This is a genomic window from Mycobacterium sp. (assembly GCF_035633495.1).
Taxonomy (GTDB): domain Bacteria; phylum Actinomycetota; class Actinomycetes; order Mycobacteriales; family Mycobacteriaceae; genus Mycobacterium.
The window spans coordinates 1-14364 of sequence record NZ_DASQEU010000077.1 but is presented as its reverse complement, the minus strand read 5'-3'; the positions used below and the strand labels follow the sequence as shown (position 1 = coordinate 14364).

10 protein-coding genes and 5 pseudogenes are annotated in these 14364 nt (G+C 65.9%); 7 read left to right on the top strand and 8 right to left on the bottom strand.

The window, feature by feature from the left end; all coding sequences use genetic code 11:
- Positions 1-69 precede the first annotated feature (69 nt).
- From VET27_RS12010 to VET27_RS12000, 3 genes and pseudogenes are all read left to right on the top strand, one after another.
- Positions 70-3534, top strand: coding sequence for an indolepyruvate ferredoxin oxidoreductase family protein (locus tag VET27_RS12010; RefSeq protein ID WP_526518306.1), 3465 nt, complete (start codon positions 70-72; stop codon positions 3532-3534).
- A 490-nt stretch (positions 3535-4024) separates the two neighbouring features.
- The gene (locus tag VET27_RS12005; RefSeq protein WP_526518304.1) at positions 4025-4270 is read left to right on the top strand and encodes a hypothetical protein; all 246 of its coding nucleotides are present in this window, start codon (positions 4025-4027) and stop codon (positions 4268-4270) included.
- Between the two features lie 108 nt (positions 4271-4378).
- Positions 4379-4928: pseudogene (locus VET27_RS12000) on the top strand (MDR/zinc-dependent alcohol dehydrogenase-like family protein); the annotation flags it as partial.
- Between the two features lie 241 nt (positions 4929-5169).
- On the opposite strand, the pseudogene VET27_RS11995 reads toward VET27_RS12000, so the two are convergent.
- Positions 5170-5414, bottom strand: a pseudogene (locus VET27_RS11995) (DUF72 domain-containing protein); the annotation flags it as partial.
- A 347-nt stretch (positions 5415-5761) separates the two neighbouring features.
- On the opposite strand from VET27_RS11995, the gene VET27_RS11990 reads away from it, so the two are divergent.
- Positions 5762-6094 (top strand): hemophore-related protein, encoded by a 333-nt coding sequence (locus VET27_RS11990; RefSeq protein WP_526518302.1) that lies wholly within the window; start codon positions 5762-5764, stop codon positions 6092-6094.
- A gap of 42 nt (positions 6095-6136) precedes the next feature.
- Here VET27_RS11990 and VET27_RS11985 read toward each other — a convergent pair whose 3' ends face one another.
- The 5 genes and pseudogenes from VET27_RS11985 to VET27_RS11965 all read right to left on the bottom strand — a co-directional run bounded on the left by VET27_RS11985 (position 6137) and on the right by VET27_RS11965 (position 9909).
- The gene (locus VET27_RS11985; RefSeq protein ID WP_526518300.1) at positions 6137-6430 is read right to left on the bottom strand and encodes a DUF4235 domain-containing protein; all 294 of its coding nucleotides are present in this window, start codon (positions 6428-6430) and stop codon (positions 6137-6139) included.
- Positions 6431-6468: 38 nt separating this feature from the next.
- Positions 6469-6795 (bottom strand): DUF3618 domain-containing protein, encoded by a 327-nt coding sequence (locus VET27_RS11980; RefSeq protein ID WP_526518298.1) that lies wholly within the window; start codon positions 6793-6795, stop codon positions 6469-6471.
- 442 nt (positions 6796-7237) lie between these two features.
- Positions 7238-7875 (bottom strand): annotated as a pseudogene (locus tag VET27_RS11975) (MFS transporter); the annotation flags it as partial.
- Between the two features lie 174 nt (positions 7876-8049).
- Positions 8050-8505, bottom strand: a complete 456-nt coding sequence (locus tag VET27_RS11970) for an STAS domain-containing protein (protein WP_526518296.1) — start codon at positions 8503-8505, stop codon at positions 8050-8052.
- A 162-nt stretch (positions 8506-8667) separates the two neighbouring features.
- Positions 8668-9909, bottom strand: coding sequence for a DNA polymerase domain-containing protein (locus tag VET27_RS11965; RefSeq protein ID WP_526518294.1), 1242 nt, complete (start codon positions 9907-9909; stop codon positions 8668-8670).
- Positions 9910-9974: 65 nt separating this feature from the next.
- Here VET27_RS11965 and fadD2 point away from each other — a divergent pair, with 65 nt between their 5' ends.
- The 3 genes and pseudogenes from fadD2 (at position 9975) to VET27_RS11950 (ending at position 13294) form a co-directional block, all read left to right on the top strand.
- Positions 9975-11657, top strand: a complete 1683-nt coding sequence (fadD2, locus tag VET27_RS11960) for a long-chain-fatty-acid--CoA ligase FadD2 (RefSeq protein ID WP_526518291.1) — start codon at positions 9975-9977, stop codon at positions 11655-11657.
- A 118-nt stretch (positions 11658-11775) separates the two neighbouring features.
- Positions 11776-12339: pseudogene (locus VET27_RS11955) on the top strand (SDR family NAD(P)-dependent oxidoreductase); the annotation flags it as partial.
- A 151-nt stretch (positions 12340-12490) separates the two neighbouring features.
- A complete protein-coding gene (locus VET27_RS11950) occupies positions 12491-13294 on the top strand; it encodes a transglutaminase-like domain-containing protein (RefSeq protein ID WP_526518289.1) in 804 nt (267 codons plus the stop codon).
- Between the two features lie 14 nt (positions 13295-13308).
- On the opposite strand, the gene VET27_RS11945 is transcribed toward VET27_RS11950, so the two are convergent.
- On the bottom strand, positions 13309-13884 hold the full coding sequence (locus VET27_RS11945) for an aminotransferase class IV (protein ID WP_526518287.1): 576 nt from the start codon (positions 13882-13884) through the stop codon (positions 13309-13311).
- A gap of 94 nt (positions 13885-13978) precedes the next feature.
- Positions 13979-14281 (bottom strand): annotated as a pseudogene (locus VET27_RS11940) (LysR substrate-binding domain-containing protein); the annotation flags it as partial.
- Positions 14282-14364 lie beyond the last annotated feature (83 nt).

The following is a 14364-nucleotide window of genomic DNA, read 5'->3' as shown; positions in this document are numbered from 1 at the left end:
GCGCGATCTGTAGGTCAATGATTCCCTGGAAGGAACATTGCGCCCATTGCAGCCGAGGTGGTGAGTCCCATGACAGATCTCGACATCCGCCGGCCGGACCGTCAGCCTTATGAGTTGGGTGACCGGTACCGCCCGGGGTCGGGTCCGGTGCTGCTCACCGGTGTGCAGGCCATCGCGCGGGCGCTCGTCGAACAGCAGGAGCGCGACGCGCGAGCCGGCGTGCGGGTGGCGACGTTCGTCTCCGGATACCAGGGCAGCCCCCTCGGCGGCGTCGACCGCATGCTGGCCGGCATGCCCGACGTGTTGCAGGCCCACGACATCACCTTCGTTCCCGGTCTCAACGAGGAACTGGCGGCGACCTCGGTCTGGGGCAGCCAGGCCGAGCTTCCCATGGGCATGCCTACCCACGACGGGGTCGTGGGCGTCTGGTACGGCAAGGGGCCGGGTCTGGACCGGGCGACCGACGCTTTGCGGCACGCGAACATGTACGGCGCCAATCCGCGCGGGGGAATGCTGCTTCTGGTGGGCGACGATCCGGCGTCCAAGTCCTCGACCGTCCCGGCCGTCAGCGAACGGTCGCTGGCCGCTCTCGGGATACCGGTGCTTTTTCCGCGCAATGCCCGCGAGATCGTCACGATGGCCATGCACGGCGTGGCGATGTCGAGGGCATCGGGATGTGTCGTCGCGCTCAAGGTCGTCGCCGACGTGGCCGATGGCGCCTGGTCGGTGGACGGCAGCGTGGCCGACGTCGACATCGTCGTTCCCCGGGTGCTCTGGGAGGGACGGCCATTCGTCTACCGGCAGCGGCCGATGGCCGCGCCCGCCAACAGCCTGGATGCCGAGGCCGACCTCTACGGACCCCGTGCGGAGGTGGTGCGCGCCTACGGGGCCGCCAACGGGCTCGACGGCGTCGAACTCGATCCGCCGGACGCGACGGTCGGCATCGCCGCCACGGGTCCGACCTTCGACTCGGTGCGACAAGCGCTGACCGATCTCGGAGTCGACGACGTCGCGCTCTACCGCGCGGGCGTGAGGCTGTTGCGCATCGGCATGCCCACCCCGTTGGGGCCGGACACGGTGCTGTCGTTCGCCGAAGGACTCGACGAAGTGCTCGTCGTGGAGGACAAGGCGGCGTTCGTCGAGACGCAGATGCGTGAAATCCTCTACGGCAGAACGGGTGCGCCCCGCATCATCGGCAAGAAGGACGCCGCGGGACGACTGCTGATCCCCGCGGGCGGCGAACTCACCGCGGGTCGTCTCTTGACCCCGCTTCGCCGCGTCCTCAAGGACCGACTCGAGCTGAAGACCCCTCCTCCGCCGGCGTTGACACTTGACGTGCTTCCGGCGAAACGCGCGGCGTACTTCTGTAGCGGTTGCCCGCACAACCGGTCCACCGCCGTCCCCGAGGGATCGTTGGCAGGCGGCGGGATCGGATGCCACACCATGGTCACGATGTCCGACCGCACGGACAGCGCCGTCGTCGGCCTCACCCAGATGGGTGGCGAGGGCAGTCAGTGGATCGGCCAGGCGCCCTTCACCGACGTCGGCCACCTCTTCCAGAACATGGGCGATGGCACCTTCTTCCACTCCGGCCAACTCGCGGTGCAGGCGTGCGTCGCCGCGGGCGTCAACATCACCTTCAAGCTGCTGTACAACGAGGTCGTCGCGATGACCGGCGCCCAGAACGCCGAGGGCGCCCTCACCGTCGCGAAGCTGACCCACAAGCTGAGCGCAGAAGGTGTCGAGCAGATCATCGTCTGCGCCGACGAGCCCCACCGGCACGATAAGCGGGCACTGGCCAAGGGCACCGTCGTCTGGCACCGCGATCGACTCGACGACGCCCAGAAGCGACTTCGCGACGTCCGGGGCGTGACCGTCCTGATCTACGACCAGCACTGTGCGGCCGATGCCCGGCGGCAACGCAAACGAGGCACTCTGCCCACCCGCAGCACCCGCGTCCTCATCAACGAGGCCGTCTGCGAGGGCTGCGGAGACTGCGGCGTCAAGTCCAACTGCCTGTCGGTCCAGCCGGTGGATACCGAGTTCGGCCGCAAGACGCGGATCGACCAGACGTCGTGCAACACGGACTACAGCTGCCTCGACGGCGACTGCCCGTCGTTCGTCACCGTCGACGTCCGACCAGCCAGGAAGCTGCGCCGTCGAACCGCCCCGGAGGCGCCGATCCTGCCCGACGTCGAGGTCGAGCCGATCACCTCGACGTACAACGTCTTCTTCGCCGGTATCGGCGGAACCGGCATCGTGACGGTGAACCAGGTGCTCGCCACCGCAGCGCTGCGGACCGGTTACGAGGTGGAGGGCCTGGACCAGATCGGGTTGAGCCAGAAGGCCGGGCCAGTCGTGTCGCACCTGAGATTCGCCGCGGGCACGCTGGATCCCTCCAACCGGCTCACTCCCGGTAGCGCGGACTGCATCGTGGCCTTCGACCTGCTGGCCGCCGCCGACGGCAAGAACCTGGCGTATGGCGACCACGGCAAGACGGTGTCCGTCGCGTCGACCAGCAAGACGCCGACCGGCGAGATGGTGTACGACAAGTCGGTCGCCTATCCAGAAACGCCGTACCTGCTGAACCGGTTGGGCCAGGTGTCACGCCGCCTGTACTCCTTCGATGCGCTGGCGGCCGCCCAGACGTTGTTCGGCAGCACCGATGCAGCCAACATGCTGCTCGTCGGGGCGGCGTATCAGACTGGGGCACTGAGGCTTCCCGCCAACTGCATCGAGGAGGCCATCGAGATCAACGGCGTCGCCGTCGACGCCAATCGGGCCGCCTTCCGCTGGGGTCGCGTCGCCATCGCCGATCCGACGCGCTTCGGCGACGCGGTCTCGCCCACACGTGAGAAGCCCCCGCTCCCGCCGCCGGCGCGCGTCCTGGCCGACACCACCTTCACCGGACGCCTCGGCGACCTCGTCTCGCGGCGTGCCGCGAACTTGATCGAGTTCCACGGCGAGAAGGCGGCCCGACGGTACGTGACACTGCTGCAGTCGATCTGGACCGCCGAGCGCGCGGTGACCGGTCGCACCGAGTTCAGCGAAGCCGTCGCGAAGGGGCTCTACAAGTTCACCGCGTACAAGGACGAGTACGAGGTGGCGCGATTGCTGACCGATCCGCAGTTCGTCGAGCACGTCCGAGCCGAGATCCCGGACGGTGACAACCTGACCTACAAGCTCCACCCGCCGATGCTGAAGGCCCTGGGGCGGAAGAAGAAGATCGGCCTCGGCCCGCGTAGCCACGTTGCGCTGCGCATCCTCGCCAAGGGGAAATGGTTGCGCGGGACCAAGTTCGACCCGTTCGGGTACGCCCACGTCCGCAAGGTCGAGCGAGACCTGATCACCGAGTACGTGGACATCGTGAGGCGATTGGCCGCGGACCTCGGCCCGACGAACTATGACCGTGCGGTCGAAGTAGCCGGTCTGCCCGATCTGGTCAGGGGCTACGAAGACGTCAAGCTCGCGAGCGTCGACACCTATCACGCACGGCTGAGTGAACTCGGAATCGGCGGGCCATCGACGTGCTGACGGACCGTGCGCGCACCGTGGTGAAAGTACCAAGAAGCCAATGCATCTGGAGCCCGACGGGTGGCGACGCTGGTTATCGGGGCATGAAACGGCGTAGATTCACCCAAGGAGCGGAACGTACTCCGGAGTGCGAGCCCTCCAGCCCTTGGCGGTTCTGGACTTGAGCTTCCAAGGGCGTCCCCTGTAAGGCACCCCCGGACCCCGAATGGCCGCGCGGCGTTACCGTACGACGCAGAACGTGCACTCGGCCCCGAATCGCAAGATTTCGAAGACAACCTCGTTGAGCGGATTGCCCAGCCAACGCGTCGAGTATTGGCGCCTGCAAGTGGTCCATGACCACTCTGTCCCCGCGGCCCATGCGCCACAATCGTTCGCAAAGTCGACGTTGGGGCCGGTGTAGGGGAACCAATATGGGCCGAAGTGCCCATGATCTTCCCGGGTTGGCCGAGAATGTGAACAGCAGGCGAACCTTCACAGACGGGAAGTGGCCATGAGTGAAGTCGCAGACACCGGCGGCGATACGCCCGAGGGCGTGACGATCACTGCGCGGGTGCGCGTGTTCCCCAGTACCGATCGAGAGTCGCACGGCGTCGTCGTCGACGACTTCGGTGACTTCGTGGGCATTCCGGTGGAAATCGGGGGACATCGGATCGCTGGACCAGCACGCCGCTGGGCGGTGATGCTCGACGACGACGACCTCGTCTTCGTCGACAGCGATCAACTCGTCGCCGAGTAGGTTCCGTCCCGGCGGTCCAGTACCGCATCTGCCGCCTCGAAAATCATTCATTGGCAACGCATTTCGCCACGCCTGCAGACGATTCGTCGGCAAGAATGCGAGTACGCGGTGCCGGAACGACTCGCCCGCACCGCGGCACGCGGGATCCGAACCGTCGACCTGCGGGAAATCGACTTCCCGATCGGCGATGCGATCCGTTCGATGACCGATGGTCGGGGGACGGACGCGGTGATCGATGCCGTGGGTATGGAGGCGCACGGGTCGCCGGTGGCGAAGGCTGCGCACAAGTGACCGGGTTACTGCCCGATGCGCTCGCCAAGCCGATGATGCAGAAGGCGGCCGTCGACCGCCTCGACGCGCTCTACTCGGCGATCGACGTCGTGCGGCGCGGTGGCACGATCTCGGTCATCGGTGTGTACGGAGGGATGGCGGATCCGCTGCCGATGCTGACCCTCTTCGACAAGCAGGTGCAGCTCAGGATGGGTCAGGCGAACGTCAAACGCTGGGTCGACGACATCATGCCGTTGCTCACCGACGACGATCCGCTGGGGGTGGACACCTTCGCCAGCCACGTCGTCCCCTCGACGAAGCCCCTCACGCGTACGACATCTTCCAGAAGAAGCAGGACAACGCGGTCAAGATCATCCTCAAGCCCTGACCGAACGGAGTCGGGCGCGGTGGCGAGTGGGGACTCGATGGACGAGAGTTGTCCGAAGCGAATGGAATTCGGGCCGTGCGTCGGGGTCAGACCCGACGGGCAGTGCGAAATGCGTCCGGGGCCGTGCTCGTTCGACGACGCGGTGCGCTGGTCTGGGCGCGAGGTGGCGGTCGGCGACGTGCAGGCGCCGCTGATCCTCACCGACTTCAGCTGTGCGCCCTACGATCCGGCGGACGTCGCGCAAGCGGCGGAAGTGGGTCAGCCCACGGTGCGCTTTGACGGAGAGTGTGAAGTCGGACGGCAGTCGTTCATTCCATTGGACGAACGACGACAGCTGCGGCCACCGGTAGAAGCTCGCATTCAGTTCGACGGTGTCGAACTCCTCGGCGTACCGGCCCGATCGGGCGGCCGCTGAAGCCCCGGCCGGTACAACACCCCGTTCCAGTGCCTGTACGACCAACCAGACGTGCCGATCCTGACCGTCAGGACGTCCTCGGTAGACCCACGCGTTGACGAATTCCCGGGCTTGCGCACCCCAAACCGGGTAGCAGCCTGGACGGCTGAAATCGGGATCTCGAGCATTCAAATCAGGCAGGCAGATGGAGCGAATCTTGGTACCGGCACACGACGAGCCGCCGAAAGTGCTGTCGGCAGAGGTTTTACGCAGGCGTACCGCATTTGGATACCACGCTGGCTAATAAGGCCAGTTCTCAGAGGGGTGTTGTCGATTTCGCTCGCAGCGATCTTGTGAGGCGGGCGGCAGGACCGACGGTTAGACTCAGTGACGACGCTCCGATGATGCCGTCGTACTCACGTGTCGGAAGGTGGAGGAAATGGCATTGACAACGAAGGTGGCCGCTGGTCTTGGTGGACTGGCCATGGCTTTGATGGCTGGAAGCGGGCTCGCGTCCGCCGCCCCCAGCGACGCGGTCATCGTAAACTCGACGTGCACCTACCCGCAGGTGATCGCCGCGCTCAACGCCGAGGACCCGGTTGCCGCAAACACACTGGCCAGCAATCCAATGGCGAACGGGTTCCTGCAGGACCTCGTCAACTCGCCGCCTGGCCAACGGCAGCAGAAGATCGACCAGGTCCGGGCGTACCCCGCTGCAGCGCAGTACAGCGGGTTGATCGCTCAGGTGGCCAACACCTGCAGCAACTACTGACCGCGAATTTCTTGGGGCTGACCCCGCGCCTCTTTCAGTGAATCAGCTGCCGGGCCATTCGCCGGTCCACTTCTCGAACGCGCGAGCACCCTGACGGTCGATCACCGTCTTGACGACGGAGTAGATCACACCCTGCAGGGCCGCCGCGAGCAGGATCTCCTTGAATGGGTATTCGGTCTGCAGCGCGGTCGGCGGATCGGGCTTGTCGCCGGGTGCCGCGCGTTTCCACACTTGTTTGAAGATGGCACCGGCCATCAATCCGCCCAGCACGGAGCCGACGAGACCCACCGGACGGTAGAGGATCTTGGCCGTAGTGGACGGCGCGCTGCTGGGCATTTCCTGCTCCTTCGGTAATGGGATCGGTGGCGTAGCATTCAGCGTCGGCGCCGCCAGACGATGACACCAAGGACGACCGCCAGGACTGCGACCGTGACGGCGGTGACCGCCACGGCGGACCGAACCGAGCCATCGGCATTCTTCGTGTGCTCGACGACCGCGCCCTTGGCGTCGTTGGCCTTCTCGACCACCCGATGCTTGGATTCGGACGCAGCCTCGGTGGCACGCGCCTTGACGTCGAGCTTGTCCGTGAGGGCCTGTGTCGTCTTGCCGAGATCGGCTCGCGTCTTCTCGATGTCGGCCTGGAGATCATCCACGCCTGCGTCGGGCCCCGGTTCCGAGTGCGTTTCGTTAGGTTCGGTCATGGCGTGCGTCCTTCACTTCCTGGATGTCTTCCTTCACGTTGGCGACCGTCTGCTCCGGCACCGGCGACGCTAGCCATATTCCGAGCGTGCCACCAATGCCGGCCGCGAGAGGTGCCACTGAGAAAATTCGTTCAAGATCATTTAGTGCCATGCGGCAGTGCGGCTTTCGCTTCATGCCACGTCCTGCACCGGCTCCCGAGGTGAGGGCTATCCGTCCTCACGGCGGTGGCGCCCCTGGTAGGCGTCGGGACGGGTCGAAAGCTCGTTGTTCGGTGTCCAACCATGACCGAAGAGTTCGAGAGACGTATCACCGCTCGGTGGCATGGACAAACCAGTGGTTCCTTCATCGCGAGTCGGGTAGGAGAACTGCTCGTCTCGTTCGGTCACGCACGGTATTTACCCCACCGTCGGTCTTTGCCAAACACGAGCGGGCAGAGGTCGATCAGCGCGCGAAGTCGGCAGGTCGAAACTTGCCATTGCCCAGCTTCCCCTCGATCTCCTCGAGGCTCCGACCCGTGAGATCGGGCATCCGGAAGTAGACGAAGAGCCATGCGGCGACGTTGAACAATCCGTAGAGCCACATCGACGGGCCGACACCTATCCCGCTGATCAATGTGAGCGATGTCAGGGTGATGAGCAGGTTGGTACCCCACAGTGCTGCGGACTGTGCGGCCGTGCCTGCGGGTCGCACCGCCAGCGGGTATGTCTCCGACCCGGTGAGCCAACCCACTGCGGCGGGGATGGCCGCGATACCGATCGATCACCGCCAGGAAATCGACTCCGATGCGCCGACGATGGTGGCGATCACGATGCCGACTCCGATGGCGATCTGGAAGCATAGGACCAGCGGCCGCGATACTTCGGCGGAGCGAGTTCGGCGACGTACATCGGGGCCGTCTGCGTGGCGCCGCCGACTGAGAAGCCCACGACGAGTCGCCCGACTGACAGCACTATCGGGTTGGGCGTCAACGCGCACCAGATGGCGCCGACGACGAAGACGATCGCGAGCATCACCAACGTTCTCTTGCGGCCGCGTCGCTCGGAGAGGTAGCTACACGTCAGAGCGCCGATGACGGCCCCTCCGCAACCAACCCAAACGAAATGCCCACCTTCGAGCGAAGGTGGGCATTTCGTAGGCTGGTGTAGACCGGCCCAGGATCAGCGAACGGGCTGGGCCAGGGCGGGTTTGTGGTGGCTGTGTAGGAGGAAGCGTAGCCAGCGGACGTCAATCAACATGTCGCAGTTCCCTTCCGCTCAGGCGGACTTGGTGAGTATGGGCAGGATTCGGCGGCGCTCACCGGCGACGTCCGAGAAGTGGTGTAGCGCGTCGGGCACCGACGCCGCGGCCCGGAAGATCTCGTCGACACCGCAGAGGCGAAGCGTCCTCGAAACCGACTGGCTGACGATCAACGACCATTCGTCACCCGCCGCGAGGCAGGCCTCGTCGATGACGTCGAGCAAGTTGATTCCCTGCGCAGCGAATGAGGTCACGCCGCTGAGGTCGAGGATGAACGGCTTCTCCGCGATGATGCAGCCTTTGGCCTGTGCGGCAACGAGTTCGACGTTCACCTCGTCGATGGCGCCGGTGATCGTCAGCACGGTGGCGAGTTGGCGGCACTGCTTGTGAAGTTCGGCGCCGTTGCACTCGACCGACGGATTTCCATAGCGGAAGCGGGAATTCGATCCTGAGCTGGTGCTCGTAACGGTCACGGCACTGCCTCCCTTCGGTGGTTGCCGAGTGAGAAGGCGGCGATGCCGTCACTTCGACTTGAATCCCAAGGTAAGCGTCCAAAATAAGGTACCGGGGAGTAACTCCTAAAACATCGTTAAGAGTCCGTCGCGGGGCCGGTCAGCAAACCGATCACCGGGGTGTCAGCTCCGGCGCCACTGAGCGCCCGAATACTTCTCCCAGGGCGAGTAGTCCGCGATGAGATTTTCCTGCGGTGGCCGCTCGTCCTCTGGGACGTGCTGCAGGTTGATGCGGACGCGATACCAGATCGAACTGGGGCCTCGCATGCCGTCGACCAGCACGTCTATCGGTTTCAGCCGCGCTGCGGCCGACGCGTACTTCGTCTTCCACGTCTCCAGCGCCGCCATCGCCTGGTCCTTCGTCTTGGTGCGGGCCACCTCGATCAGCGGCATCGTCGAGGTACGGCGGCCCGCTCCATCGTCTCCGCGTCGTGCTCCCTTGGGCGCCTTCTCGGCCGGACCCATTTCCTTCGCCAGGGCAAGCAGGCCCTCCAGGCCGCCGCGCGCGTCGTCCATGCCGTCCCACGGGTCGCCGATGTCGGCGTAGCGCTCGGGCACCGTCGCCACGGTGAACGCCTCGGGCCTGCAACCGGGCACCTCGTCCCACCGCAGCGGCGCCGACACCCGGGCGTCGGGCCGCGAGCGTACCGAGTAAGCCGACGCGACGGTCCGGTCCTTGGCGTTCTGATTGAAGTCGACGAAGACGCCCTCGCGCTCTTCCTTCCACCACCGGCTGGTTGCCAAATCCGGTGCACGCCTTTCGACTTCGCGTGCAATGGTCTCGGCCGCCAGGCGTACCTGCTTGTAGGGCCAGCTCGGCTCGATGCGGGCATAGACGTGGAAGCCGCGGCTCCCGGAGGTCTTCGGCCATGCCGTCAGCCCGTAGTCGGTGAGCACATCGCGTGCCACCAACGCGACGTCGACGATCTGCGGCCACTCCACACCGGGCATCGGATCCAGGTCCACGCGCAACTCGTCGGGGTGCTCCAGATCGTGGGCACGCACCGGATGAGGGTTGAGGTCGACGCAGCCGAGGTTCACCGCCCACGCCAGGCCGGCGGCGTCGTCGAGGACGGCCTCCTTCGCCGACGTACCGGACGCGTACTTCAGCTCTGCGACGTCGATCCAGTCCGGCCGATTCTCGGGAGCCCGCTTTTGGAAGATGGCCTCCTCGGAAATGCCCTTGACGAATCTCTTCAGGATCATCGGGCGACCCGCGACCCCGCGCAGTGCGCCGTCGGCGACCGACAGGTAGTACTCGATGAGGGCCAGCTTCGTCACGCCCGCATCCGGAAACACGACCTTGTCCGCATTGGTCACCCGCAGGCTCCTGCCGCCGATGTCCATGGACAGCGAAGACGCCATGTCGGCAATGGTAGTTGTGGCGATACCCGGCCCCATGTGCGACGGCCGTCACATATTGTGGGGCCATGCCCAACCTCACAGAGCTTCGCTTGCAGGCATCGGCCAAGGTTCAGCAGTACCTCGAGCGCGGCTCGGCCGAACTGCACTACGCCAGGAAGATGTTCGAGGCGGGTGCCCTCAAACTCGAGCCTCCGCAGAACATCGCCGCCATGGTCGCCGACATCAGGCGCTGGGGTGAGATCGGGATGATCCCGGCGCTCAACGCACGCCGGAATCCCAACGGCACCGCCATCATCGACGACGACGGCGAGCTGACGTTCAAGGAACTCGACGACGCCGCCAACGCCGTCGCCCACGGACTACTGGGGTTGGGCGTCCGAGGTGGCGACGGGGTCGCGTTGTTGATCCGCAACCATCGCTGGTTTCTGATCGCGCTCTACGGTGCCGCCAAGGTGGGCGTCCGGCTGATCCTGCTCAACAGCGAGTTCTCCGGCCCGCAGATCAAGGAGGTCTCCGAGCGCGAGGGCGCGAAGCTGATCATCCACGACGACGAATACACGAAGGCGTGTTCCGCCGCCGACCCGGAACTGGGCAAGCTGCGCGCCTTGCCGACCAACCCGGACAAGCCCGACGAGCCGTCCGAGAGCACCGACGAGACACTGGCCGACCTGATCGCCAGGAGCAAGTCCAACCCGCCGCCGAAGGCGACCGCCCACTCCAAGATCATCGTCCTCACCAGCGGCACCACCGGGACCCCGAAGGGCGCGAACCGCGGCACCCCGCCCTCGCTGGCGCCCATCGGCGGCGTCCTGTCGCACGTGCCGTTCAAGGCGGGAGAAGTGACGTCACTGCCCGCGCCGATGTTCCACGCGCTCGGCTTCCTGCACGCGACCATCGCGATGATGCTTGGCAGCACGCTGGTCCTGCGTCGGCGGTTCAAGCCGGCCACGGTGCTCGCCGACATCGAGAAGTATCGCGTGACGGCAATGGTCGTGGTGCCGGTGATGTTGTCCCGCATCCTCGACGAGCTGGAGAAGACTAGCCCCAGGCCCAACCTGTCGAGCCTGCGCATCGTCTTCGTGTCCGGGTCGCAGCTGGGCGGCGAACTCGCTACCCGCGCGCTCAAGGATCTCGGCCCGGTCGTCTACAACCTGTACGGATCGACGGAGATCGCGTTCGCGACCATCGCCCGGCCCAAGGACCTCTCCATCAATCCCTCGACGGTCGGACCCGTCGTCAAGGGCGTCAAGGTGAAGCTCTTCGACGACAACGGGAAGGAGGTTCCGAAGGGTGAGGTCGGCCGCATCTTCGTCGGCAACACCTTCCCGTTCGAGGGTTACACCGGCGGTGGCCACAAGGCGATCATCGACGGACTCATGTCCTCCGGCGACGTCGGCTACTTCGACGAGCATGGGTTGCTCTACGTCAGCGGCCGCGACGACGAGATGATCGTCTGCGGCGGCGAGAACGTCTTCCCGGCCGAGGTCGAGGACCTCATCAGCGGACACCCCGAAGTCGTCGAGGCCACCGCGCTCGGCGTCGAGGACGAGGAGTGGGGGCACCGGCTGCGTGCGTTCGTCGTCAAGACCGAGGGCGCCTCGGTCGACGAGGACGCGATCAAGGCGTACGTCAAGGACAACCTGGCCCGCTACAAGGTCCCGCGCGAGGTGATCTTCCTCCACGAGCTGCCGCGCAACCCCACGGGCAAGATCCTCAAGCGCGAGCTGAAGGACATCGACGTCGAGTAGGTGCGGCCGCACCTTCCCGAAACGGAACCACGCGCTGCTGTGAAAGCCATGGAAAGCCACGACGGGCGCGGCTACCGGATTGAGGGAATAGCGAACGCGCCGCGGTGGTAGTACTCCGATCGCCAAGGGGCTCGCCGAGAGTGGCGCTCGCGTCGTCGTGAACGGCCGCACCGCGGCGCGGGTGGAGGAGGCCGTCGCGACGTTGGCGGGCGAGGTCCTCGGCGCGGTGCCGGCCCGCGAGATCACCGACGACGAGTGGCGCCGCTACTTCGACGTGAACGTCTTGTCCGCCGTGCGCCTCATCCGAGCGAGGGTGGGGCCGGGCGCTTCAGATCGCCAGCGACTCGGCGATCGTCATCCCGGAGGAGATGATCCACTACGGCACGTCCAAGACGGCGCTGCTCGCGGTGTCCCGGGGATTCGCCAAGGACGCCGCGGGCTCGGGTGTCACCGTGAACTCCGTGATCGCCGGCCCCACGCACACGGCGGGGTCGAGGACTTCGTCTACCAGCTCGTCGACCGGTCCTACCGGTGGATGAGGCGCAGCGGGAGTTCATGCGCAAACACCGTCCGCAGTCGCTGCTGCAACGCCTCATCGAGCCCGACGAGATCGCGGCTGGCGTCGGCCACCACCGGAGCGGCCGTCCGCGTCGATGGTGGGTACGTGGACTCGATCATCCCTCAAACTTCGAGGCGTCACGTCGGTGTGAGCTTGGCCGGCGTCCGCCCCTGTGACGTTTGGTTTTCGCTCTCGCTGGGTAACGATGAGCCGACATGATGCGCATGCCGCGTCTCTTCCCCCCGATAAACGCATTGAAAGCAGTGGTAAGCCCATGAGACGCGAAGTTGGCGCGCAACTCCAGGTCGAGGTCTTCGATCCGACGACCCTGGAGTTCCAGATCGCCGTCGCTCCCCAACCAGGTGCCGAGGTAACGGAGTCGTTGTCGTTCACCTTGGACGGCAACGCAATCGAGCCGATGGAGCTCATCGGACAGCACGGCACCCGCATTCACAAGTTCGATGCGGGCAAGGGGACGGTGATGGCGACCTACTCGGCGACGATCATCGGTCAGGCCGAGCCGGCGCCGGTCGCGGAGATCGACCTCTCGGCGTATCTGCGACCCAGCCGATACGCGGAGGCCGACAAGTTCTACGGTTTCGCCGCAACGGAATTCGGCAATCTGGCGAAGTCGACGACGCTGCTGGAGAAGGTGTCGTCCTGGGTGGGGACGCGGCTGCAGTACGTGCCCGGCTCCAGCGACCCCATCGACGGCGCGGCCGACACCGTGCTGGCGGGCCAGGGCGTCTGCCGTGACTACGCGCATCTGGTGATCGCCCTCCTGCGTGCGGTCAACGTGCCCGCACGCCTCGTCGCGGTCTACGCGCCCGGCTGCTACCCGATGGACTTCCACGCCGTCGCCGAGGCCTACGTCGACGGGCTCTGGCGGGTCGTCGACGCCACGTGTCTGGCGCCGCGGCAGTCGATGGTGCGCATCGCCACCGGCCGCGACGCCGCCGACACCGCCTTCCTGGACAATCACGGCGGAGGGATCAACCTCACCAGCATGAACGTCAACGCGTGGGTCGAGGGCATGCTCCCCGTCGACTCCGTCGAGGACCTGGTCTCGCTGGGGTAGGTCGCATCGAACGATCAGTGTTCGATCGCTTCGATCAGCGGGCCTGGCTCATCCATCAACGCCCAGAAGTGATCTCGGATGGCGACCGTCAGTGGGCCGGGTTCGCCGTTGCCAAACGCCCCGCCATCCAGGGAGTTGATCGGGGTGACCCCGCCCGCCGTCGTGACGGCCATCAGCTCGTTGGCGTCGTACAGTTCGCGGCTCGACACGTCGCGCAGCGTGGCCTCGATGCCCATCTGGTCGGCGAGCTCGAAGACCGTCTTGCGGGTGATGCCCGGCAGGGCATTGCGCGACGGGGACGCGAGCTTGCCGTCCTTGACGATGCAGACGTCGAAGCCGGGTCCCTCGGCGACGAAGCCGTCGGAGTCCAGCAGGACCGCCGTGCGGGCGCCGCGGTCCTTGGCCTCGAAGCTGGCCGCGGTGAGGTCGCCCCACTGGTAGTTCTTGATGGTCGGGTCGATGGTGTTGCGGCCCGCGCGACGGACGTGTCGGGGGACGACGGCGGTGGTGCCGAAGATCTGCTCCTGGGGCGGGAAGGCCCACAGGTAGGGGATCGCGTAGATGTACATCTGGTGGGTGAGCTTGGACAAGTCCTTCTCGCCCTTGCGCTTTCCGCGTTCTCTTCTCGTAGGTCGCGGCGACGGCGGCGATCGTGGGCGGCGTGCCGTTACGCGCATCCATCGCCATCCAGTAGTCGCGCCAGCGACCTGCACTGCCCGGCGCGACGACGATCGGATCGTCGAGGAGTGCGGAGATCGACACCTCGCTGCGTTGTGCGAATCGGTGGTCCGGTGGGAGGCAGGCCACCCAGTCCTCGGCATCGAGGATCAGCATCCGGTGTTCGGGCAGATCGACGGGAGGCCGGATGATCGCCACCTCGGTGGTGCCGTCGGCGAGGCCCGCCGTCGGGTCAGAGAAGTCGAATTCCCTTGGTTCCACGCTGATTTTGGGATAGGCGGCCTCGAAGTGCCGGACCAGCCGGAACAATACGTCGGCGCCCGTGCCGATCAGGTAGCCCAGCTGGATGAGGCGGTTGCGCCTCGTCGAGGCGATCAGGTCGGCGATCGCGG